This window comes from Labrys sedimenti (assembly GCF_034424805.1).
In the GTDB taxonomy this organism is placed as follows: Bacteria; Pseudomonadota; Alphaproteobacteria; order Rhizobiales; family Labraceae; genus Labrys; species Labrys sedimenti.
In genome coordinates this window covers 875,308-896,553 of record NZ_JAXOUF010000001.1, presented here as the reverse complement: position 1 = coordinate 896,553, position 21,246 = coordinate 875,308, and the positions used below count along the sequence as shown (strand labels likewise).

Genomic DNA, 21,246 nt, shown 5'->3' with positions numbered 1-21,246 from the left:
ACGCTCAAATCACAAAACGCTTTAGCGCATAGGAAAACCGAGTATGCAGGCAGGCAGTATTCTCGTCGCCGATGACGACGCCGCCATCCGGACGGTGCTCAACCAGGCCCTGTCCCGTGCCGGCTATGAGGTGCGCTCGACAGGGAACGCCACCACGCTGTGGCGCTGGGTCAGCCAGGGCGAGGGGGATCTGGTCATCACCGACGTGGTGATGCCGGACGAGAACGCCTTCGACATGCTGCCGCGCATCAAGAAGGTGCGGCCGGAACTGCCCGTCGTGGTGATGAGCGCCCAGAACACGCTGATGACAGCGATCCGGGCGTCTGAGAAGGGCGCCTACGACTATCTGCCCAAGCCTTTCGACCTGAAGGAACTGATCGCCATCGTCGGCCGCGCGCTGAGCGAGCCTCGCGGCAAGCCGACGCCGCGCTCGGGCGAGGAAGCCGAGAGCATGCCGCTGGTCGGTCGCTCGGCGGCGATGCAGGAGATCTACCGCGTCCTCGCCCGCCTGATGCAGACGGACCTGACCGTGATGATCTCCGGAGAGTCCGGCACGGGCAAGGAGCTGGTGGCCCGGGCCCTGCACGATTATGGCAAGCGCCGCAGCGGCGCCTTCGTTGCCATCAACATGGCGGCGATCCCGCGCGACCTGATCGAATCCGAATTGTTCGGCCATGAGAAGGGGGCCTTCACCGGCGCCAATGCCCGCTCGGTCGGGCGCTTCGAGCAGGCCGAGGGCGGCACGCTGTTCCTTGACGAGATCGGCGACATGCCGATGGAGGCGCAGACGCGGCTGCTGCGTGTGCTGCAGCAGGGTGAATACACCACGGTGGGCGGGCGCACGCCGATCAAGACCGATGTTCGCATCGTCGCCGCCACCAACAAGGATCTGCGCATCCTGATCCAGCAGGGCCTGTTCCGCGAGGATCTGTTCTTCCGCCTCAATGTCGTGCCGCTGCGCCTGCCGCCCCTGCGCGAGAGGGCCGAGGATGTGCCGGATCTTGCCCGCCATTTCTTCAAGCTGGTGGAGCGGGAGGGCCTGCCGGCCAAGCACTTGGACGCTTCCGCCGTCGAACGCCTCAAGCGTCATCGCTGGCCGGGCAATGTGCGCGAACTCGAAAACCTGGTGCGCCGGCTTTGCGCTCTCTATCCGCAGGAGACGTTGACGGCCGCGATCATCGAGCAGGAATTGGCGACCTCCGAGACCATGCCGCTGGAGGCGGAGAGCTCGGTCGACGAAACCCTGTCGGCCTCGGTCGAGCGGCACATGACGCGTTATTTCAGTAAGTTCGGCGACGATCTGCCGCCTCCCGGGCTCTATCACCGGGTTCTGCGCGACATCGAGGAGCCGCTGATCGGGGCCGCGCTCGCGGCGACGCGCGGAAACCAGATCAAGGCGGCCGAACTCCTCGGCGTCAACAGAAACACACTGCGCAAGAAGATCCGCGACCTCGACATCCAGGTCATCCGCGCCATCCGGTGAGGCGCGGCGTGGGGCTCAGTTCGGCGATTGCGGGAAGAAAAGCTTGCGTCGCTTGGACTTCATGCGATCGGGATCGAAATTCTCGCTGACCCATCCGTCGGTCGGGTCGAGGAAGATTGCCTGTGCCCCCTCGCTGCCCTTGAGTGCGAGCTGGTTGGCGACATTGCGGAAGTAGAAGTGCCGGAAGATGCGATCGAACTCCGTCATGTAGATGTCGGCGACGCGCGTCTCCCCGCGAATGAGCAGCATGTTCTCGTCATTGTTGACGAGCGAGTTCTTGGAGAAGTTCGCCGAACCGCTGATGACCAGAGGATCGTCGGACAGCGGGTCGACCAGCAGGATCTTGGTATGGATGTAGAAGACGTTGCCTTCATAGCGGTAATGACCCTCCTCCAGGAACCATCTGTCGAGTTTCCAGCCGGGGACCTTGGCGCGTAGCGTCGTCTTGCCGAGAGCAGCTCCGTTGGCGATCTGCAGATCGAGGTCGGCGCCCAGCAATTTTTCCGCCTTGGTGTCGAGCGGCTTTTCGAGCAGGATGTAGCGCAGGAAATCCACGTCCTCGGTAAAGGCCTTGGCCAGGGTGGCATTGACGCCGAAGGCGGCCGTGAACATCACGGTCTGGCGGGCGGAGCGGATGCGGTCGGCATACCAGTCGAGCAGACTGTCATCGGGACGCGGGCTGAACAGCGGGGTCATCGTGCCTGGCGGAATCTCGTCTCGGGGCGCGGCATTTTCGGCCCCCACCCATTGGCGCAGCGGCTTCCATTCGGTGTCATCAGCAAGCTTTTCCCAATAGGCGAGATAGTAGGCGGCAAGCGCCGCATCGCGCACGAGATGGCCGACATTGCTCTGCCCCAGAAAGCCGGACGCCGTGAAGTTGGTCGAACCGGTCCACAGGGCGATGCGCGCCGGATCGTCCGACAGGCGCAGGATGAACTTGTTGTGCGGGATATCGTTGCGGCGGGTGCGCGGCAGCAAGATCGTCTTGGACAGGCCGGCTGCCTTGATAGCGGCGGCGTTGGTCTTGGTGGCCTCGGTATCCTTGCGCTCGCCCTTCACGGTTTCCTGGCCGGCCTCATAGACGATGGCGACGTCGACCTTGCGCTCATGGGCGGCAGCCAGGGCTTTCAGCACCGGCGGATAGCTGAATTCATAGGCGGCGATGCGCAGGCTTTCTCCCGGGCGGGCATCGGCGATGAAATCGAGAACGGCCTCGAGCAGGCCGCGCGAGAGCCACTGGGTCGTGCGGTCATGGCGGTCATCGGGATCGGCCGGACCCCGATTGCCGAATTTCTCGGCGAAGGCCTGGCTCGCGATGGCGCCGCGATTGAAATAGACGGCGTGTCTACCGCTATCCTCGCTCTCGGTCGTGACCTCGATCTCGATGTCGTTGCCATAGCGCAGGTTCTTGGGCGTGCCGTAGACCGGCCGGATCAGGAAACCATAGGAACGGCCGGGCTTGGCGGTGTAGTCGCTCCACAAGAAGCTCTGGATCGGATGTTCGAGGGTGGAATATTTCTGCCCAGGACGCGGTTCTGGAACCACCTCGCGGAACAATTTGGTGCCGCTCAGCCAATAGGACTGGTCTTCGATGACATCGGTGCGCTTGATGGCAAAGCCGAGCAGCCCTTGGCGGGCCTCGGCAGTGGCGTCGAGCGCCAGCAGGACCACATGGCTGCCGGAGATGGCCCGAAGCGCCAAATCACCATTCGTTGCTTCCGCTCGCATGCCTGCTTCTCCCGCTTCATGCGTCGATGGTTGGACCTGTGCAGATAAAATAGAGCATGGGCGTTCGACTGTTGCGTGACGTCGGGAAGGTGACAAATCAGCTATCGTTCGGCTCCGCTGCCTCCTACATTCGACTACCCGGACATGGGATGCAGGCATGAACGCAATCAGGGCCTCGGTGCGAGCCTATGAAAACTGGCTGAGGGATGAGATCGGGGCCGATTTCGTCGAGGTGGACCTGGAAGAAAAACACCGCAAGATGTGCGGCAGCGCCTTTGCCTTTCTGCGTGCGACCTATTGGCGTTGGGCCGAGACGATCCTGGAGATCTGCCCTGAGCTCGCCGACGCACCGGAAGTTCTGGCGATCGGCGACACCCATCTGGAGAATTTCGGCACCTGGCGCGACAGCGAAGGGCGCCTGGTCTGGGGCGCCAACGATTTCGACGATGCCGCCTTCATGCCCTATGTGCTCGATCTCGTGCGGCTTGCCACCAGTGCGTTGCTGGCACGGGGCAGCGGCGATCCATCGGCGGCGGAGATCTGCCGGGCCGTCGTGGCCGGCTATGTCACGGGGCTGGCCAATCCCGCTCCGGTGGTGCTCGAGCGTGATCACAAGTGGCTACGCAGGGCCGTGCTGCTGCCGGAATCGGAGCGCAAGGCGTTCTGGAGCAAGTTTGACATCAAGACGCGAAAGCCGATCAAACCTGATTACGAGGAGAGGTTGCGGGCATCGATGCCCGATCCGCAGGGCACATATCATTTCTTCCCCAGACGGGCGGGCACCGGCAGTCTCGGCCGGGCGCGTTTCCTGGCTTGTGGCGAGTGGCGGGGCGGGCCGGTACTGCGCGAGGCCAAGAGGTTGACCATCTCGGCCTGGTCCCTTTGCTTCGATCGGAAGGCCAAGGCGATCCTGGCCGCGACGATTGCAACCGGCCGCTGCCGGGCACCGGACCCGCATTATGGGGTGAAAGATGCCATCCTCGTGCGGCGCTTGTCCCCCAACAGCCGCAAGCTGGAAGTGAAAACGGCGATCCACGCGTTCCTGTCGCCTCGCATGCTCGCATTGATGGGACATGAAATCGCCAATTGCCATGCCGATGATCCGGATCGGTTGCCGTTGCTGCAGCAGGACTTGCGTAAGCGCGGGAAAGACTGGCTCTGCAATGCCGCCAGGGCGGCGGCCGAAGCGATGATCGGCGAACAGGACGCGTTTGCCTGAAACGTTGATTGTCCCGTTTCGTCAGTTTCGCCTTGATTCTGTTACAATTCGGCAACAGTGTTGCAAGAATCACTCAGCCGGGAATCGTCCGGGCTGACCGATCGACAATGGGGCGAGGACGGCGTTCGAATGGCAGTTGCAGACAATGCCCAGCAGACGGTGCCAGACGTCGCCAGCATGCCGGCACGGCGCCTCGGCCTGCTTGGTTTCGGACTGGTCATTCTTTCGGTCGCGTCGGCTATCGGCACTTTCTTCGTGCTGGTTGACGTCGAGCCGGTCTCGTTGCTGCTCAAGAGCACGGTCTCCCATCTGCGCTTCTATCTGGGTATCGATAGCGTCGCCCAGGCGCCCAACACCGATATCGCCTACAGCAACGCTATCGACGCGCTATTCATCGTCAACGCCTCCTTCATCGTGGCATTGCTGGTGCTGCTGGCGGTCGAGGCAGGCAATCTGATCGTCGCAAGGCGTCGCGGGCAGGCCGGGGCCGCATTGCATATGCGAGTGATCGGGTTGTTCTCCGTCGTCTCCGCCGTGCCGGTGCTGCTGCTGGCGACGGTGGCGATCATCTCACTCGACCGCGGCCTCGACAATCTGTTCTCGACGCGCGTCAGCAATATCGTCAACACGTCGGTTGCCGTTGCCAATTCCTACCAGGACGAGCAGGCCCTGCAATTACGGTTTGCCGGTCTGTCGATGGCTGCCGACCTCAACAAATATTCACCGCTCTATGCGGCCGACAGGTCGCAATATCAGCGCTTGTTCGACATGCTCGCCGTGAATTACGGCCTGTCTAGCGCCATGATCCTGACGCGGGACGGCCAGGTGACCGACCAGTCCTACGTGCCCGGGAGCCTGCCCTTCTTCCTGCCGGCCAAGCTTTATCCGGCCCTTGCCGCCGCGGACCAGCAACCAGCCGTGCGCATCGACCCAGGTACGCAGAACGTCACGGGCCAGATCATCAAGCTGGCCGCCTACACCGACCGCTATCTCTTCATCGTCCGGCCCTTCGACCCGAAGATTGCCGAATATATCCGCCAGACCGGCGAGGATTCGGAGCGCTTCGAGAATCTGAAGGCGTCCCGTTTCCCGACCCAGGTCAATTTCGCGCTGCTCTATGCCATCATCGCCCTCAACATGCTGCTGGCGGCGATCTGGATCGGCCTGTCCTTCGCCAATCGCTTGGTCGAGCCGATCCGGCGCCTGATCAGTGCCGCCGACCAGGTCGGCAGCGGCAATCTCAACGTGCATGTGCCGGTGGAGCGGCGCTCGGGCGACCTCGGCAAGCTTGGCGATACCTTCAACAACATGACGGATACGCTGCGCACCCAGCGCAACGACCTGCTTGGGGCCAATGACCTGCTCGACAGCCGGCGGCGCTTCATCGAGGCGGTGCTGTCCGGTGTTTCCACCGGTGTGATCGGCATCGACGACGAGGGCAAGATCACCGTGGTCAATCCGCTCGCCAGCACCTGGATCAAGTCGCGCCAGTCCGCCGTCGGTCGGCCCCTCGCCGAAGTGATGCCGGAGCTGTCGACCTATCTCGCCGACGCCCTCGGTACGCGGTCGCGGCTGGTGCAGGGCCAGATCACCATCAATCGCGACGGGCGCGAGCGCAATCTCACCGTGCGCGTCACCTCCGAGCAGTCCACCATGCGCGAGCATGGCTATGTGGTGACGCTGGACGACATCACCGAACTCGTGGTGGCACAGCGCAGTTCGGCCTGGGCGGACGTGGCCCGCCGCATCGCCCATGAGATCAAGAATCCGCTGACGCCGATCCAGCTCTCGGCGGAACGCATCCGGCGCAAGTATGGCAAGGTCATCGTCGAGGATCGCGAGGTCTTCGACCAGTGCACCGACACCATCGTGCGCCAGGTCGACGACATCAAGCGCATGGTCGACGAATTCTCCTCCTTCGCCCGCATGCCCAAGCCTTCGATCGAGAGCGAAGACTTCGGCGAGATGGTGAAGCAGGTCGTGTTCATGATGCGCATCGGCTATCCCGACATCACTTTCACCTATCAGCCACCACCCGAACCCATCATCGCCCGTTTCGATCGGCGCCTGCTCTCCCAGGCGGTCACCAATATCATCAAGAATGCCACCGAGGCGATCGCCGGCCGTCCCGAGGACAGGCAGGGACCGGGCACCGTCGAGGTTCGCGCGCTGCGCAAGGGAACCGATATCGCCGTGGAGGTTGTCGACAACGGCATCGGCCTGCCCAAGGAAAATCGCCAGAAGCTGCTGGAACCCTATGTCACCACGCGCGAGAAGGGCACCGGCCTTGGCCTGGCCATCGTCGGCAAGATCATGGAGGAGCATGGCGGCGGTATCGAGCTGCTCGACGCGCCTGATGTGGCCGACGGCGGCCATGGCGCCATGATGCGCCTGTGGTTTCCGGCGGAGGCGCCGGCCAGCAACGAGGCCGCGCAATGATGGTGACATCCGATTTCATCAGGGCGAAGGCCCATTCTTCCAGCGCGATCGCAAGGCATTTGCGAGCGGCACACCCGGCCTTGTGCAGGGCGGTGGCGCTGAATTCACCTCATGCAAGTAGGAACTAGACGATGGCGACCGACATTCTGATCGTTGACGATGAGGCCGATATCCGAGAGCTCGTTGCCGGCATCCTCGAGGACGAAGGTCACGGCGCGCGAACGGCAAAGGACGCAGACGATGCCTTGGCGACCGTCGCCCAGCGCCGGCCGCATCTCATCTTTCTCGATATCTGGATGCAGGGGTCTCGCCTCGACGGGCTCCAGCTTCTGGAGGTCCTGAAGGCCGAGCACCCCGAAGTTCCGGTGGTGATGATCTCGGGCCATGGCAATATCGAAACCGCCGTAGCCGCGATCAAGATCGGTGCCTACGACTTCATCGAGAAGCCGTTCAAGGCGGATCGGCTGGTGCTGGTTGCCGAGCGTGCCCTGGAGACCTCGCGTCTGCGCCGGGAGGTCAACCAACTGCGCCAGATCTCGGGCAGCGCCTCCAAGATGATCGGGCGCTCCTCGGCCATGAACCAGCTCCGGCAGGTGATCGAGAAGACCGCGCCGACCAATAGCCGCATCCTGATCGCCGGCCCGCCCGGTTCAGGCAAGGAATTGGCGGCCCGAACCATCCATCAGGCCTCTCAACGAGCTGAGGGACCGTTCGTGGTGCTCAATTCGGCGTCGATCCTGCCGGATACCATGGAAACCGAACTGTTCGGTGTCGAAGGCGGCGATGGCCGTGCCCGCAAGGTCGGTGCTTTCGAGGAAGCCCATGGGGGCACGCTGTTTTTCGACGAGGTCGCGGATCTGCCGCGCGAAACGCAGGGCAAGATCCTGCGGGTGCTGATCGACCAGAATTTCTCCCGCGTTGGCGGCGCCACCAAGGTGCATGTCGACGTGCGCATCATCACCTCGACCTCGCGTGACCTGACTGAGGAAGTGGCTGACGGCCGCTTTCGCGAGGATCTCCTGCACCGCCTCTCCGTGGTGCCGATCCGCGTGCCCGGCCTGTCCGAGCGCCGCGAGGATATTCCCGAACTCGTGGACTATTTCCAGGGTCAGATCGCGCAGGCGACTGGCTTGCCGCGCCGCGTGGTCGGCCCCGATGCCATGGCAGTGCTGCAGTCGCATGAATGGCCCGGCAATGTCCGCCAGCTGCGCAACAATATCGAACGGCTGATGATCCTGGTGGGGGGCGATGCCGATGCGACCATCACTGCCGAAATGCTGCCGCCGGAGATCGGTGCGCTGATGCCGACCCGCCCGAACGGGCAGGGGGGCGAGCAGTTGATGGGACTGCAATTGCGTGATGCCCGCGAATTGTTCGAGCGCGAATATCTGATCGCGCAGATCAATCGTTTCGGCGGCAATATCTCCCGTACGGCCGAGTTTGTCGGCATGGAGCGCTCGGCTCTGCACCGCAAGCTCAAATCGCTCGGCGTGGGAGCGTAAACCGGCATGGATCACCGATTCACGTTACGCGGCTGCCGATGAATTCGGCACCCGCGTGACGACGGGCGCCCGGCTTATGCCAGGGCCTTCCAGAGATTCCAGGCGCTGAGCGCGGTGATCAGCACGCCGACGATGATCAGGAGGGCGCGGGTCGGCAGCTTCTTGACCAGAAGCGCCGCGAAGGGCGCGGCAAACAATCCGCCGAAGACCAGGCCGGCGATCGTCGTCCAATGCGTGAAGCCGCCGAGCAGGGCAAAGGAGAAGCCGCTGGCGATGGCGAGGAAGAACTCGGCGGCGTTGACGGAACCGATGGTGGTGCGCGGGTCGTGGCCAGTGCCCAGCAGCGAGGTGGTGACCACCGGTCCCCAGCCACCACCGCCGACCGCATCGACGAAACCACCGGTAACGGCGAGCGGCGCGACGAAAGTCGGCGGTTCGGTGCGGACGTGGATGGCCCGGAAGGCCTTGCTGACGATATAGAGACCCAACAGCAGCAGATAAGCTGATATCCACGGCTTCAGCAGATCGCCGTCGATGGCGGTGACGAGATAGGCTCCTATCACCGCGCCGATGACGCCGGGAACGAGCAGGCGCGCGAACAGCTTGCCGTTCACATTGCCCAGCTTCCAATGCGAGAGGCCGGAAAAGCCGGTGGTGAAGATCTCGGCGATGTGAACCGAGGCCGAAGCCGCGGCCGGCGGCACGCCCGTGGAGAGCAGGAAGGTCGTGGAGGTCACGCCATAGGCCATGCCGAGAGCACCGTCGACGATCTGGGCCAGCAGCCCGACGGCAACGGCCGTCCAGAAGCCACGCGAGACCAGGCCCGAACCGATTTCGGCGGGCGCGGCGTTCCAGTCGATGGGGGCGTACCAAAGCCCTGCTGCGATAGCCACGGCAACCAGGGCTGGAACGGCAATAAAAGCAATGCGTGTCAAACGATATCGTTTGCTGAGTGCAATGGGTGAAACATCGGAAGATGACATGGTGGGCTCAAACGTCTGGAATGGTCAAGGATGAAGGTCGGAGCGTCCGTCCCTCTATCGACAGCGTTCACGTGGTCGGCCCGTGACGCCAAACTCGTGGCGACGGTTCGCAGAGGGCGTAGCCATGGCGGTCTCCAACGGCAATGGATCGAGGCTGATCGTTTGTGTTCAGCTTAAGAATGTCAATGTTTTTCTATAAAGTTTATGGAAATTATATATTTTTTACCTCTGCAGGCTGATTTGGCTGTGCAGCTTCGATCGGCGTTGGTGACAACGTGCCAAGACTCCCGATCAGGAGAGGAGTGCGTGTGTTAATAAGAGATCATTGTGGCGGGTATGCTGAGGTTTGCCGTCTTACTACTTGTTCACCCGCCTCGGTGCCGGGTGTTGGTGGTCCCTGCGAAGCAGCATGTGCGTAAAACACCCAGCAATGCGGGGCTTGGCGCAGCACTAAGCAAAAATCATCTTGCTCCCGGAATGGAAGTCTCTACAAAAGTACAAATATCCTTGGGGCCAAGGCATGCAAGGGCAGGCAGTTGCAGGGCCGCGTAGACTAGGCGCCCAGCCGGGGCGGCAGACGCGCCATGTCGATATCTGGCTGATCAAGACTACGCGATATGACGATGACGGCTATCCTATCCGCTGGATAAGGTCGGCCATTCCGTCGAACTCGCTTGCCTGCGTGTGGGCCCTGGTGGAAGACGCCATCTCCCGGCAAGTCTTCGGTCCCGACGTCGAAGCGCGGGTGCACGCCATCGACGAGACCAATACCCGGGTGGACATTCCTGCCATTCTGGCAAGCCATCAGGGCGAGGGTGCGCAGGCCATCGTCATGCTGGTCGGTGTGCAGACCAACCAATATCCGCGGGCGATGGATATTGCGCGTCCGCTGCGAGCCGCCGGCGTGCCGGTCTGCATTGGCGGCTTTCATGTGTCCGGCTGTGTCGCCATGCTCGGTGAGGATGCCGAGGAACTCGCTCTGGCTCGGGAGCTCGGTGTCAGCCAGTTCGCCGGCGAGGCCGAGCCCGACCGCCTCGACGTCGTGCTGTGCGATGCCTTGGCCGGCACCCTGAAGCCACTCTATAATCATTTGAAGGACCAGCCCGGCCTTCAGAACGTACCGGTGCCGCTGCTGCCCGGACCGATCGTGCGGCGCTCCTTCACCCATTGGTCGAGCTTCGATCTCGGCCGTGGTTGTCCATTCGAATGCTCCTTCTGCACCATCATCAACGTCCAGGGACGCAAGAGCCGCTTCCGCACGGCGGACGAGCTGGAGGCCATCCTCCGGCTGAACGCTGCGGAAGGCGTGAGCAAGTTCTTCGTGACCGACGACAATTTCGCTCGCAATCGCAATTGGGAGGCCTATTGCGACCGGCTGATCGAGTTGCGTGAGCACGAGGGGCTGGAAGCCCGCCTGCTGATCCAGGTCGACACCATGGCCCATCGCATTCCCGGCTTCATCGACAAGGTGGTGCGGGCCGGCGTGCGGCTGATCTTCATCGGGCTCGAAAACATCAATCCCGATAATCTGGAGGCGGCCAAGAAGCGCCAGAACCGCATCGAGGAATATCGCGAGATGGTGCTGGCGTGGAAGCGCCATCCTGTGGTGATCAGCTGCGGCTACATCATCGGCTTTCCTGCCGATACACGGGAATCGATCCTGCGTGACGTCGATCTGATCAAGCGGGAACTCGCCATCGACGTGCTCTACTTCAACATTCTGACGCCTTTGCCCGGCAGCGAGGATCACAAGCGCATGAAGGAAGCCGGGGTATGGATGGACCCGGACTTCAACAAATATGACTTGAATCATCGCGTCACCCATCATCCCAAGATGAGTGACGCCGAGCTCGATGCCGTCTTCCACGAGGCCAGCCGGCGCTATTATGATTTCGGACATATGGAGCGGGTGTTCAAGCGCCGGGTGCAGCTCAGGAACGGCATGCGGCTGACCACGCTCTACAATCTGATCGCCTATCGCGAAGGGCCACGGCGCGAAGGCGTCGCCTTCGCGGAGTTCGGCCTCGGGCGCATCATCGATCGCAGGGAGCGGCGCTACGGGCTGCCAGCCGAAAACCCGCTGCGCTTCTACGCCCGTTATGCTTGGCGCTTTGCGCGCACGATGGGCGCCTATGCCTACACCTATGGCCGGCTGCGCCTGAGCGTGGCCAAGGCCTGGCGGGCATGGGGGCGCCAGGATGAGTTCCCCTATGCCGACGAGGCCATCGCCGCCGTCGATGAACGCTTGGACCCGCTGGTCCAGGAAACCGCCGATCGCAGCACGCCCTATGCCAAGAGGCGCCAGGAAAATCGGCTGAAGTCGCGCCTCCAGGACGGCCTGCAGCCCGAACCCGGCCTGAGTGGTGAAGCCGTCGGCCCATAGCGCTGCCTCCGTTGCGAAGGCACGCCGATGATGGGCCTTGAGTGAACGGCTTAGGCTGGTTCGGCCTTGGCCGGCTCGTGCAGGCGCGACAGGCTGGCGATCAGGCTGCGATCATGCAGCGCCACGAAGCGTTCCTTCGAATTCAGCCATTTGGCAGCTTCCTCGATCGAGGCGGCTTCCGCGATCTTGGCCTGCGCCATGACGCGATCCTGCTCGAAACGCCCGCGCTCGCGGGAAGCCGAGGTCGGCAGCATGGTCTCGTGCAGGGCTCGGAAGCCGGCATCCTTGTAGACGACCTCGATGGCATCGCTGTCATCCTCGCCGACGGCGGCGAGCTCGGTGCTGAGGGCGTTGGCCCGGGTCGCCACTTCCGGCGGATGGGTCTCCTCGGGCGTAGCCAGAATGCCGTGGCGGCGCAGCCACAGGCCGAGCGCGAGCTGGCCGGATGCCCAGGAGAGCGGAATGGCAAGGAGGAGGCCGAGGATGGTCGGCGACATCCAGGTGAACAGATAGGGCGAGATCACATAGGCGGCCACGCCCGCGAAGAGACCGAGAACGGTGTGCGAGCGATGGCGCTTGACGATGTCGCGGAAGGGGATCGAACCGTCGTCGCGCCGTTGCGGCTTCCAGCCCGAGTCGCGCCCGACCAGGATTTCGAACACGGCGCCCGACTGGATCAGCATCATCACCGGAGCGAGCAGGGCCGAGAGGATGATCTCGAGCAGCACCGACAGGGTCAGCCGGATGCCGCCGCCGCTTGCCCGGCGATTGGGGCCGTCGAGCAGCATGATGATCAGCCCGAAGAGCTTCGGCGCCAGCAGGATGCCCATGGTGCCGCCAAACAGTGCCAAGGCGAGTTCGGCGTTGAACACCGGCCAAGTCGGGAAGAGCGAGAATTCGTCGGTGAAATATTCGCGCCGGATGAAATGGGCCTGCAGCGCGATGGTCAGACCGACCAGGAGCTGGAGCAGCCAGAGCGGGCTTGCCAGATAGGAGAAGATACCGTTGGCGAAATGCTGGCGCGTGCAGGGATGGAAACCCTTGGAACCGATCACGCGGGCATGCTGCAGATTGCCCTGGCACCAGCGCCGGTCACGTGCCGACAGGTCGATCAGCGAGGGCGGGCTCTCCTCATAGGAGCCCGTGACGTCGTTGAGCATGTAGACGGCGTAGCCGGCACGGCGGATCAGCGCCGCCTCGACGAAATCGTGGCTGAGGATGTGGCCGCCGAAGGGCGGCCGGCCGGACAGATCCGGCATGCCGCAATGCGCCGCGAAGGCCTTGGTGCGGATGATAGCGTTATGGCCCCAGTAATTGCCGTCATGGCCCATCCACAGCGACAGGCCTTCGGCGATCACCGGACCATAGACGCGCGCGGCGAATTGCTGGATGCGCGCGAACAGGGTGTTGCGGTTGATGATCAGCGGCAATGTCTGGATGATGCCGGCATCGGGGTCGCGCTCCATGGCGGCAGCAAGTTGCACGACGGAGGAGCCCGTCATCAGGCTGTCGGCGTCGAGCACCAGCATATGGTCGTAGGAGCCGCCCCAGCGCGTGACCCAGTTGGCGATGTTGCCCGCCTTGCGGTTCGTGTTGCGCTGGCGATGGTGGTACCAGAGTTGGATGTCAGGTCCCAGGCGTTTGCGCATCGCCAGGAAGGCACGTTCCTCGGCGATCCACACATTCGGGTCGGTGGTGTCGGAGACGAAGAAATAGTCGAAGGCGCGGCCGAGCCCTGTCTGCTCCACCGATTCGATGATGGCCTGCATCGCGCCGAAAACCCGGCTCGGCGCCTCGTTGTAGATCGGCATGAGCACGGCGGTGCGGGTGCTCAATTGCTGCGGCAGCGGCTGGGTGCTGCGCCGGTGGAAGAGCAGATAGACGAAGCCCGCGACGCCTGCCGTGAAGGCGAGGGCGATCCAGGAGAAGTTCAGCACGAACAGGCAGACCAGGGCCCATTCGAGAAAGGTGACCCCGCCGACTTCGACGACCTTGTACATTTCCCAGGCGCCGAAAGCGGTGAGCACAAGCATGCCGCCGAAAACGAACAGCCGGATGAGCCAGGAGCCGTGATGCAGGGCCGGATGGATCCAGGAGCGGCGTTCCGAGCGCGACCACTTGGTCAGCGACTGCACCGGCATTTCCAGCCGATTCTCATCCGGCATGGCGGGGCGCTGATAGACCCATTCCTGCGACGAGGTAGGGTTTGTGCCGCCGGTGTGTTCCTCTACGGTGTCCATCGATACAGCCATGTCTCACTTACAGGCTTGCCGTCCTTGACCAGCACGGCACGCATTTCCGAATAGGTTTCGCTGCTCGGGTCAAGGCCGAAACTCAGGCGACCGATGCGCCGCTCCGTTTCCAGAGTCAAACTGACGTCGCTCAGCTTGCCGGGATTCACGGTGATCTCCGGCGTGACGCCGTTGAGATTGTCGGCACTGGCGAACAAGTCGCCCTGGAAGTCGATCACGAACAGGCGCCGCTTGGAGCCCAGGGCTCCGATGCGCGTTTCGCGCACCAATACCATTGGCGGGCGCTCAGCCGGCGTCCAGCACCAATTGGTGCGATAGGCGAATGAATAGTCCTTGCCCGCCTCGAGGGCATCCTTGGGGCGCCAATAGGTGATGATGTTGTCGTGGATTTCCTGATCCGTCGGGATCTCCACGAGCTGGATCGAGCCTTCACCCCAGTCGCCCTTGGGCGTGATCCATACGCTGGGCTGCATCTCGTAGCGGTGGCGGCTGTCTTCGTAGTCGGCCGGGTCGCGATTGCGCTGCAGCAGACCGAAGCCGCGCGGCGTCTTGTCGACAAAGGCCGAGATCTGCAGCGTCTCCGGATTCTGCAGCGGGCGCCAGATCCATTCGCCGCCGCCGGACAGCATCTGCAGCCCGGAGGAGCCATGGACGGCCACGCGTACGTCGTCGACGCCCTTACGGTCGTTGGAGCCAAACAGATACATGGAATTCAGCGGCGCGATGCCGACATGCTCGATCTTGGCGCGCGGGAAAATCGTGGTTTCGACGTCGATGGTCGTGATCTCGCCCGGATGCAGCGTCAGGTGGAACGCGCCCGTCGCCGCTTCCGAATCGAGCAAAGCGTGCACCACCAGATTCTCGGCATTCTGAGGCGGACGCTCGATCCAGAAGGCGCGGAAGGCGGGGAACTCCTCGCCGCTGGATTCGCCGGTATTGATCGCCAGCCCGCGCGCCGCTGCGCCATAGACCTGGTTCTTGGCGATGGCGCGGAAATAGCTGGCGCCCTGGAAGATGGCGAAATCATCGAGCCGATTGGGCATGTCGATCGGCGCCTTCAGGCGAAAGCCGGAAAAGCCCAGCTTGGAATCAGGCGGCGGTGCAGCGATCTTGCCGAAGTCGAACATCGCCGGCTCATAGGGCACAATGAGGACGCGGCCGTCCTCGACAGTGAACAGATCGACAGGGGTCGCGTAGATGAAGCCGCGATGCAGCGGTTCGATCACGAAGCCGCGGTGATCCTGGCTCCAGATGCCCCGGTCCGGCCGGAATCGGATCGAGACATATTGCTCGTAGTCCAGGTTCTGCAGCGAGGACGGCAGCGTGGCATCCGGTGCCTGATAGGGGGCCTTGGCCAGGTTCCTGGCATAGTCCAGGAGCTTGTCGCGGGAGAAAACCTCGCCTTCCTTCAGGCCCGGGGCGTCGATCGCTGCCCTGGCCCCCTGGGGCGCGGCCAACACACCGGTGGCAATCGAGGCAAATTTCAAGAAGTCGCGTCTGTTCATGGTCTTCTTAACGCGCTTTCGGCATGCGCAATAGGTGTGGCTGGGCAAGGGACGGCACCACGTCCCTCGGGAGGAGGCGTCGGGTCATCATCGGGGCACCATAGGTGATACGGTCGCCGGCAACAACTGGCGGGTGTATTCGCGACATCGTCCCCGACCATCCCACACCCGAACCGCCGGCCTTCAACCGAAGAATCGTGACGACTTCATGATGTAGAGGGAGAGGCTTTCTATTTTCTTGTCACAAGACGACTCCGTGCCTGGGGGTGAAGGCCGGCACCAGGGGAGGAAGAGGTCGGAAGATCGCAGGGCGTATCGCGTTGGAAAATGCCGGAAAGCTCCCGGGCGCAGCGGTCTTGGCGCTTGTTTCGTTGACTTTGAGGGGGCGTTTCTGCCACTACCGGCCGTGAATTGCGTGGACTACTCGCTCACGGGCATGTCGGCAGGCCGAATCACGGAGCCGCCGGTGCCTGTGCTTGCCGCCCATGCCAGCTGACCTGCCTTGAAAGAAGATCATGATCGAAACCACCTTTGATCCCGCCAGCGTCGAGCCGCGCGTGTCCGCGGCCTGGGAAGAGGCGCAGGCTTTTCGCGCGGGTCGCCCGGATCGGGCCGGCGCTGCTCCCTATTCGATCGTGATTCCGCCGCCGAACGTCACCGGTTCGCTCCATATGGGCCATGCCCTCAACAACACGCTGCAGGACATTCTCTGCCGCTTCGAGCGCATGCGCGGCAAGGACGTGCTCTGGCAGCCCGGCACCGATCATGCCGGGATCGCCACCCAGATGGTGGTGGAGCGCCAGCTCCAGGAACGCCAGATCCATCGCCGCGAGATCGGGCGTGAGAAATTCCTCGAGCATGTCTGGGCCTGGAAGGCGGAATCGGGCGGCACCATCGTCAATCAGTTGAAGCGCCTGGGCGCTTCCTGCGACTGGTCGCGCGAACGCTTCACCATGGACGAAGGCCTGTCCAAGGCCGTGATCGAGATCTTCGTGCGTATGAACGAAGCCGGCCTGATCTATAAGGACAAGCGCCTGGTCAGCTGGGATCCCAAGCTGCTGACCGCGATCTCCGACATCGAAGTCGAGCAGGTCGAGGTGAACGGGAGCCTGTGGCACTTCGCTTATCCGGTGGTGGACGAGGCAGGCAATGAAACCGGCGAAACCATCACCGTCGCCACCACGCGCCCGGAAACCATGCTCGGCGACACTGCCGTGGCAGTGCATCCGTCTGACGAGCGCTACACCCATCTGGTCGGCAGACAAGTGCGGCTGCCGCTGGTCGGGCGCCTGATTCCGATCGTCGCCGACGAATATTCCGATCCCGAGAAGGGTACCGGCGCGGTGAAGATCACGCCGGCGCACGACTTCAACGATTTCGAGGTCGGCAGGCGGCACAACCTCGATGTGATCAACATCCTCACGGCCGAGGCGCGTATCAACGACGCCGCGCCTGAAGCCTATCGTGGCCTGGATCGTTTCGAGGCGCGCAAGCGCATCGTTGCCGACATGGAGGCTGCCGGCCGCCTGGTCGAGATCGAGAAGCACAAGCATCAGGTGCCGCACGGCGACCGCTCGGGCGTGCCGATCGAGCCCTGGCTTACCGACCAGTGGTATCTGAATGTCCGCCCGCTCGCCGAGGAGGCCCTGGCGGCGGTGCGTCGCGGCCAGACGCGTTTCGTGCCGCAGAACTGGGAGAAGACCTTCTTCGATTGGCTCGAGAACATCCAGCCCTGGTGCGTGTCGCGCCAGCTGTGGTGGGGCCACCAGATCCCGGCCTGGTACGGGCCAGATGGCGGCTACGTCATCGCCCGCAACGAAGCGGAAGCGCGCGCCAAGGCCGATGAGAAATGGGGTGCCGGCACGCCGATCACCCGTGATGAGGACGTGCTCGACACCTGGTTCTCCTCGGCGCTGTGGCCTTATTCGACCTTCGGCTGGCCGGACAAGACGGCAGAGCTTGCCAGATATTACCCGACTTCCGTGGTGGTGACGGGCTTCGACATCATCTTCTTCTGGGTTGCCCGCATGATGATGACGGGCCTGTTTACCCAGAACGACGTGCCGTTCAAGGACGTCTATCTCCATGCCCTCGTCCGTGACGAAAAGGGCGCCAAGATGTCCAAATCCAAGGGGAACGTCATGGACCCCCTGGATATCATCGACGGTATCGAGCTCGATGCCCTCGTCGCCAAGCGTACCTCGGCCCTGGCCAACAAGGCCGATGTCGGGCATGTCACCTCGGAGACGCGGAAAGCCTATCCGAACGGCATCGAGCGCTATGGCGCCGACGCCCTGCGTTTCTTCCTGGCCGCGATGGCCGCGCCCGGCCGCGACATCAAGCTGTCGATCGACCGCGTCAAGGGCTATCGCAATTTCGGTACCAAGCTGTGGAACGCCACGCGCTTTGCCGAGATGAAGGGCTGCGTGCGCGATCCCAGCTTCGACCCGAAATCGGCCAAGATCGCGCTCAACCGCTGGATCGCCGGCGAAGCGGAGAAGGCTGCGGGCGAAATCCAGCGCGCCATCGAGGCCTATCGCTTCAACGATGCCGCCAGTGCGGTCTATCGCTTCATCTGGAACGTGGTGTGCGACTGGTATGTCGAGCTTGCCAAGCCGATCATCGAGGGCGAGGACGAGGCGGCACGGGCCGAGACACGCGCCATGGTCGCCTTCATCCTCGACCAGTCGACGCTCTTGCTGCACCCCTTCATGCCCTTCATGACCGAGGAGCTCTGGTCGGTGACGGCAGGGCCGGTTTCGCGCAGCCAGATGGCGGCGCTGACCGCCTGGCCGGACCTTGGTGGCCTGCTCGATGCGGCGGCGGACGAGGAGATCGGCTGGCTGGTCGATCTCGTTACCGAGATCCGTTCGATCCGTACCGAGGTCGGCGTGCCCGGCGGTGCGCAGGTGCCGCTGGTCATGGTGAACGCGTCCCCGGCCATCGAGGCGCGCGTCGCGGCCCATGGCGAGACGCTCAAGCGCCTGGCCCGCATCAGCGAGATCAGCTTTGCCCCGGCAGCCCCGAAGGGCTCGGTGCAGATCATCGCCCGCGGCGCGGTGGCGGCCCTGGCTTTGGAAGGCGTGGTCGACATCGAGGCCGAAAAGGCCCGCTTGAAGAAGGAAACCGACAAGATCGACGGCGAGATCGCCAAGATCAACGCCAAGCTCGGCAATCCCGACTTCATTGCCCGGGCCAAGGAAGAGGTGATCGAGGAAAATCGCGAGCGCCTCGAAGAGGCGACAGCCCGCCGCGCCAAGCTGCAGGACGCCCTGGCAAGCCTGTAAGGGAATGGTGTGCCGGTCTGAAGACCGGCACACCAACAATGGCGATCACGACACGCGGGCCAGGAAGGCCTTCGAGCGGTCGGAGCGGGGTGCCGTGAAGAAGGTCTCGGGCGGTGCCTCCTCGACCACGAGGCCGTCATCCATCATCACCACGCGATCGGCGACCTCACGGGCAAAGCCCATTTCATGAGTGACGACGACCATGGTCATGCCGTCGCGGGCGAGCTCCTTCATGACTTCCAGCACCCCGCCGACCATTTCGGGATCGAGCGCGCTGGTCGGTTCGTCGAACAACATCAATGTCGGCTTCATCGCGAGTGCTCGCGCGATGGCCACGCGCTGCTGCTGGCCTCCCGAGAGCTGGGCGGGATAGGCATCCGCCTTGTCCTTGAGGCCCACGCGCGCCAGCAATTCCATCGCTTCGCGACGGGCCGTTGCCGGGTCGATACCCAGCACTTGCGTCGGGGCTTCGATGATGTTGCCGAGCGCGCTCAGATGCGGGAACAGGTTGAAGCGCTGGAAGACCATGCCGATGTCCCGGCGCTGCCGGGCGATATTGCGCTCGCTGTCCTCGACGAGGCGACCCTTCTTCTCGCGATAGCCGATGAGATGGCCATTCACGCGGATGCGGCCGTTCTGGATCTTCTCAAGATGGTTGATGCAGCGCACGAAGGTGGTCTTGCCCGACCCGGAGGCACCGACAATGACGACGACCTCGCCGCGCCGGACGTTGAGCGAAACGCCCTTGAGCACCTGCATCGAGCCAAACCACTTCTCGACGCCTTCGGCCTCGACCGTCCACGGGGTATCCATGGTGCTCATGGGCTGACTCCGAACAGGCTGGTCAGAAGCCGGCCGCGCGGCGCCTTGCTGCGCGTCTCGGCAAAGGGCGTGCTGAAGCGAGCTTCGATGTAGCGCTGGAGAAAACCCCAGAGGGTGGTGAGAGAGAGGTAGTAGAGCGCGACCACCGAATAGAGCTCGAAGACGCGAAAGGTTGCCGACGTCACCATCTGGGTCGCCAGCAGCAGTTCGGGCACGCCGATGACGCTCAGCAGCGTCGTGCTCTTCAGCATGCCGTTGAAATTGTTGCCGAGCGGCGGAATGATGACCCGCGCGGCCTGCGGCAGGATGATGCGCCGCAGGAGCTTGGTAGGCGTCATGCCGAGCGATTTGGCCGCCTCCGTCTGCCCGCGATCAATCGAGGTGATGCCGGCGCGAATGATCTCGCCCATATAGGCCGCTTCGTTCAGGCTGAGGGCGATGATACCCGCCTGGACATTGCCCGGCAGGACCATGAAGCCGAGATCGATGTCGTGAAAGCGCAATATGCCTGCGGCGGCAAGGGCGGTGTAGATGAACACGATCTGCACCAGCAGCGGCGTGCCGCGCATCACCCAGACATAGAAGGAGGTGATCGCCTGCAGGACCCGCCAGGACGACAGGCGCCCCAGGGCCACGAACAGGCCGAGGGTGGTGCCGACGATCTGGGCGACGATGCTGATGCTGAGCGTCAGCCACAGGCCGTGCAAGTAGATGCTGGAGGGTTCGAGCAGATAGTGAAAGAAGAAGGCCCAGTTGAAGTTCATGGCAAGACCTCACAAGGCGTCGCGTTCGATACCCCAGTTTTCCAGGATCTTCTTGTAGGTGCCGTCCTTGCGGACTGCGTCGAGCGCCGCAGCGAAGGCTTTCTGCAGCTCGGTGTCCTCCTTGCGGAAAGCGGCACCGATGATTGCCTGGGCGAAAGGTTCCCCGCCCATTTCGAACAGGTCCGGAGCCTGCTTGAAATAATAGCCGGCCGTCTTGATGGTGGTGCCATAGGCATCGACCTGGCCGATGCGCAGGGCCTGGAAAGCATCGGTGTCCTTAGGAAACACCACGACCTGTGCCTGTGCTTTGCCTTCGCCGGCGAGCTTCTTGTTTTCCTCATCGACAAGGGACTGGATCGTGGTGCCGTTCTCGACGGCAACCTTCTTGCCGGAGAGGTCGGCGAGCCCGGTGATATGGCTGGAATTGCCCTTCAGCACCACGAGGGACTGGCTGGAGGCGAGGTAATCGACGAAATCGACGACCTCCCGGCGCTTGGGCTTGTCATAGAGTTCGGACATGATCACGTCGCACTGCTTGGCGATCAGCGCCGGGATGATGCCGTCGAACTGCACCTGCTTCCATTCCGCGCTGACGCCCAATTGCTTGGCAATGGCATTACCAAGTTCGATCTCGGCTCCGGTCAACGAGCCGTCATCCTTGTAGAAGGACAGCGGCGGCGATCCGATATCGGCGCAGATCACCATCTTCTTGGCCTCGGCAATGGCAGCCGGTGGCTGAATGGGCTGTGCCCAGGCCATGGTGGCGATATTCGCCGCCACGAGGCCGGCCGATAGGAAAGCAAGGTCAGGGCGAAGGCGAGGCAGTACGGCACGGAATGCGCGCATGGTGGTGCTCCGGATGACTTGTTCCAGGTCCTT

Annotated in this window: 13 protein-coding genes; 6 read left to right on the top strand and 7 right to left on the bottom strand. The window is 63.1% G+C overall.

Annotated features, from left to right (window positions below; genetic code table 11):
• The first annotated feature begins 43 nt into the window (after positions 1 to 43).
• Complete coding sequence (ntrC, locus tag U1R88_RS04180) at positions 44 to 1,483, top strand: nitrogen regulation protein NR(I) (RefSeq protein ID WP_322430100.1); 1,440 nt, start codon at positions 44 to 46, stop codon at positions 1,481 to 1,483.
• A 15-nt stretch (positions 1,484 to 1,498) separates the two neighbouring features.
• On the opposite strand, the gene U1R88_RS04175 is transcribed toward ntrC, so the two are convergent.
• Complete coding sequence (locus U1R88_RS04175) at positions 1,499 to 3,211, bottom strand: phospholipase D-like domain-containing protein (protein ID WP_322430099.1); 1,713 nt, start codon at positions 3,209 to 3,211, stop codon at positions 1,499 to 1,501.
• Positions 3,212 to 3,368: 157 nt separating this feature from the next.
• On the opposite strand from U1R88_RS04175, the gene U1R88_RS04170 reads away from it, so the two are divergent.
• The 3 genes from U1R88_RS04170 to ntrX all read left to right on the top strand — a co-directional run bounded on the left by U1R88_RS04170 (position 3,369) and on the right by ntrX (position 8,371).
• Positions 3,369 to 4,430, top strand: coding sequence for a DUF2252 family protein (locus U1R88_RS04170; protein WP_322430098.1), 1,062 nt, complete (start codon positions 3,369 to 3,371; stop codon positions 4,428 to 4,430).
• 129 nt (positions 4,431 to 4,559) lie between these two features.
• Positions 4,560 to 6,869 carry a sensor histidine kinase NtrY-like gene (locus U1R88_RS04165; RefSeq protein WP_322430097.1) on the top strand — a complete coding sequence of 770 codons (2,310 nt, stop codon included), beginning with the start codon at positions 4,560 to 4,562 and terminating at the stop codon, positions 6,867 to 6,869.
• A 131-nt stretch (positions 6,870 to 7,000) separates the two neighbouring features.
• Positions 7,001 to 8,371, top strand: a complete 1,371-nt coding sequence (ntrX, locus tag U1R88_RS04160; RefSeq protein WP_322430096.1) for a nitrogen assimilation response regulator NtrX — start codon at positions 7,001 to 7,003, stop codon at positions 8,369 to 8,371.
• Between the two features lie 74 nt (positions 8,372 to 8,445).
• Here the strand turns inward: ntrX and U1R88_RS04155 are convergent, their stop codons facing one another.
• Entirely contained in the window at positions 8,446 to 9,354 is a 909-nt protein-coding gene (locus tag U1R88_RS04155; RefSeq protein ID WP_322430095.1) for a sulfite exporter TauE/SafE family protein, read from the bottom strand.
• A 520-nt stretch (positions 9,355 to 9,874) separates the two neighbouring features.
• Between U1R88_RS04155 and U1R88_RS04150 the strand changes: the two genes are divergently transcribed.
• Positions 9,875 to 11,737, top strand: a complete 1,863-nt coding sequence (locus U1R88_RS04150; RefSeq protein ID WP_322430094.1) for a B12-binding domain-containing radical SAM protein — start codon at positions 9,875 to 9,877, stop codon at positions 11,735 to 11,737.
• A 50-nt stretch (positions 11,738 to 11,787) separates the two neighbouring features.
• Here the strand turns inward: U1R88_RS04150 and mdoH are convergent, their stop codons facing one another.
• Positions 11,788 to 13,989 carry a glucans biosynthesis glucosyltransferase MdoH gene (mdoH, locus tag U1R88_RS04145; protein WP_322430093.1) on the bottom strand — a complete coding sequence of 734 codons (2,202 nt, stop codon included), beginning with the start codon at positions 13,987 to 13,989 and terminating at the stop codon, positions 11,788 to 11,790.
• Positions 13,965 to 15,494, bottom strand: coding sequence for an OpgD/OpgG family glucan biosynthesis protein (locus tag U1R88_RS04140; protein ID WP_322430092.1), 1,530 nt, complete (start codon positions 15,492 to 15,494; stop codon positions 13,965 to 13,967). The genes mdoH and U1R88_RS04140 overlap by 25 nt, the downstream gene beginning before the upstream one ends.
• A gap of 515 nt (positions 15,495 to 16,009) precedes the next feature.
• Between U1R88_RS04140 and U1R88_RS04135 the strand changes: the two genes are divergently transcribed.
• Complete coding sequence (locus tag U1R88_RS04135; protein ID WP_322430091.1) at positions 16,010 to 18,781, top strand: valine--tRNA ligase; 2,772 nt, start codon at positions 16,010 to 16,012, stop codon at positions 18,779 to 18,781.
• 45 nt (positions 18,782 to 18,826) lie between these two features.
• Here the strand turns inward: U1R88_RS04135 and U1R88_RS04130 are convergent, their stop codons facing one another.
• The 3 genes from U1R88_RS04130 to U1R88_RS04120 are packed head-to-tail and all read right to left on the bottom strand — an operon-like array spanning position 18,827 to position 21,213.
• A complete protein-coding gene (locus U1R88_RS04130; protein WP_322430090.1) occupies positions 18,827 to 19,603 on the bottom strand; it encodes an amino acid ABC transporter ATP-binding protein in 777 nt (258 codons plus the stop codon).
• Positions 19,600 to 20,367, bottom strand: coding sequence for an amino acid ABC transporter permease (locus tag U1R88_RS04125; protein WP_322430089.1), 768 nt, complete (start codon positions 20,365 to 20,367; stop codon positions 19,600 to 19,602). Before U1R88_RS04125 ends, U1R88_RS04130 begins: the two co-directional genes overlap by 4 nt.
• Positions 20,368 to 20,376: 9 nt before the next feature.
• Complete coding sequence (locus U1R88_RS04120; RefSeq protein WP_322430088.1) at positions 20,377 to 21,213, bottom strand: ABC transporter substrate-binding protein; 837 nt, start codon at positions 21,211 to 21,213, stop codon at positions 20,377 to 20,379.
• Between the last annotated feature and the right edge of the window lie 33 nt (positions 21,214 to 21,246).

Excerpts from the sequence above, each read along its gene's own strand:
- ntrC (WP_322430100.1), top strand. The coding sequence starts at position 44 with ATGCAGGCAGGCAGTATTCTCGTCGCCGATGACGACGCCGCCATCCGG.
- U1R88_RS04175 (WP_322430099.1), bottom strand. The coding sequence starts at position 3,211 with ATGCGAGCGGAAGCAACGAATGGTGATTTGGCGCTTCGGGCCATCTCC.
- U1R88_RS04170 (WP_322430098.1), top strand. The coding sequence starts at position 3,369 with ATGAACGCAATCAGGGCCTCGGTGCGAGCCTATGAAAACTGGCTGAGG.
- U1R88_RS04165 (WP_322430097.1), top strand. The coding sequence starts at position 4,560 with ATGGCAGTTGCAGACAATGCCCAGCAGACGGTGCCAGACGTCGCCAGC.
- ntrX (WP_322430096.1), top strand. The coding sequence starts at position 7,001 with ATGGCGACCGACATTCTGATCGTTGACGATGAGGCCGATATCCGAGAG.
- U1R88_RS04155 (WP_322430095.1), bottom strand. The coding sequence starts at position 9,354 with ATGTCATCTTCCGATGTTTCACCCATTGCACTCAGCAAACGATATCGT.
- U1R88_RS04150 (WP_322430094.1), top strand. The coding sequence starts at position 9,875 with ATGCAAGGGCAGGCAGTTGCAGGGCCGCGTAGACTAGGCGCCCAGCCG.
- mdoH (WP_322430093.1), bottom strand. The coding sequence starts at position 13,989 with ATGGCTGTATCGATGGACACCGTAGAGGAACACACCGGCGGCACAAAC.
- U1R88_RS04140 (WP_322430092.1), bottom strand. The coding sequence starts at position 15,494 with ATGAACAGACGCGACTTCTTGAAATTTGCCTCGATTGCCACCGGTGTG.
- U1R88_RS04135 (WP_322430091.1), top strand. The coding sequence starts at position 16,010 with ATGATCGAAACCACCTTTGATCCCGCCAGCGTCGAGCCGCGCGTGTCC.
- U1R88_RS04130 (WP_322430090.1), bottom strand. The coding sequence starts at position 19,603 with ATGAGCACCATGGATACCCCGTGGACGGTCGAGGCCGAAGGCGTCGAG.
- U1R88_RS04125 (WP_322430089.1), bottom strand. The coding sequence starts at position 20,367 with ATGAACTTCAACTGGGCCTTCTTCTTTCACTATCTGCTCGAACCCTCC.
- U1R88_RS04120 (WP_322430088.1), bottom strand. The coding sequence starts at position 21,213 with ATGCGCGCATTCCGTGCCGTACTGCCTCGCCTTCGCCCTGACCTTGCT.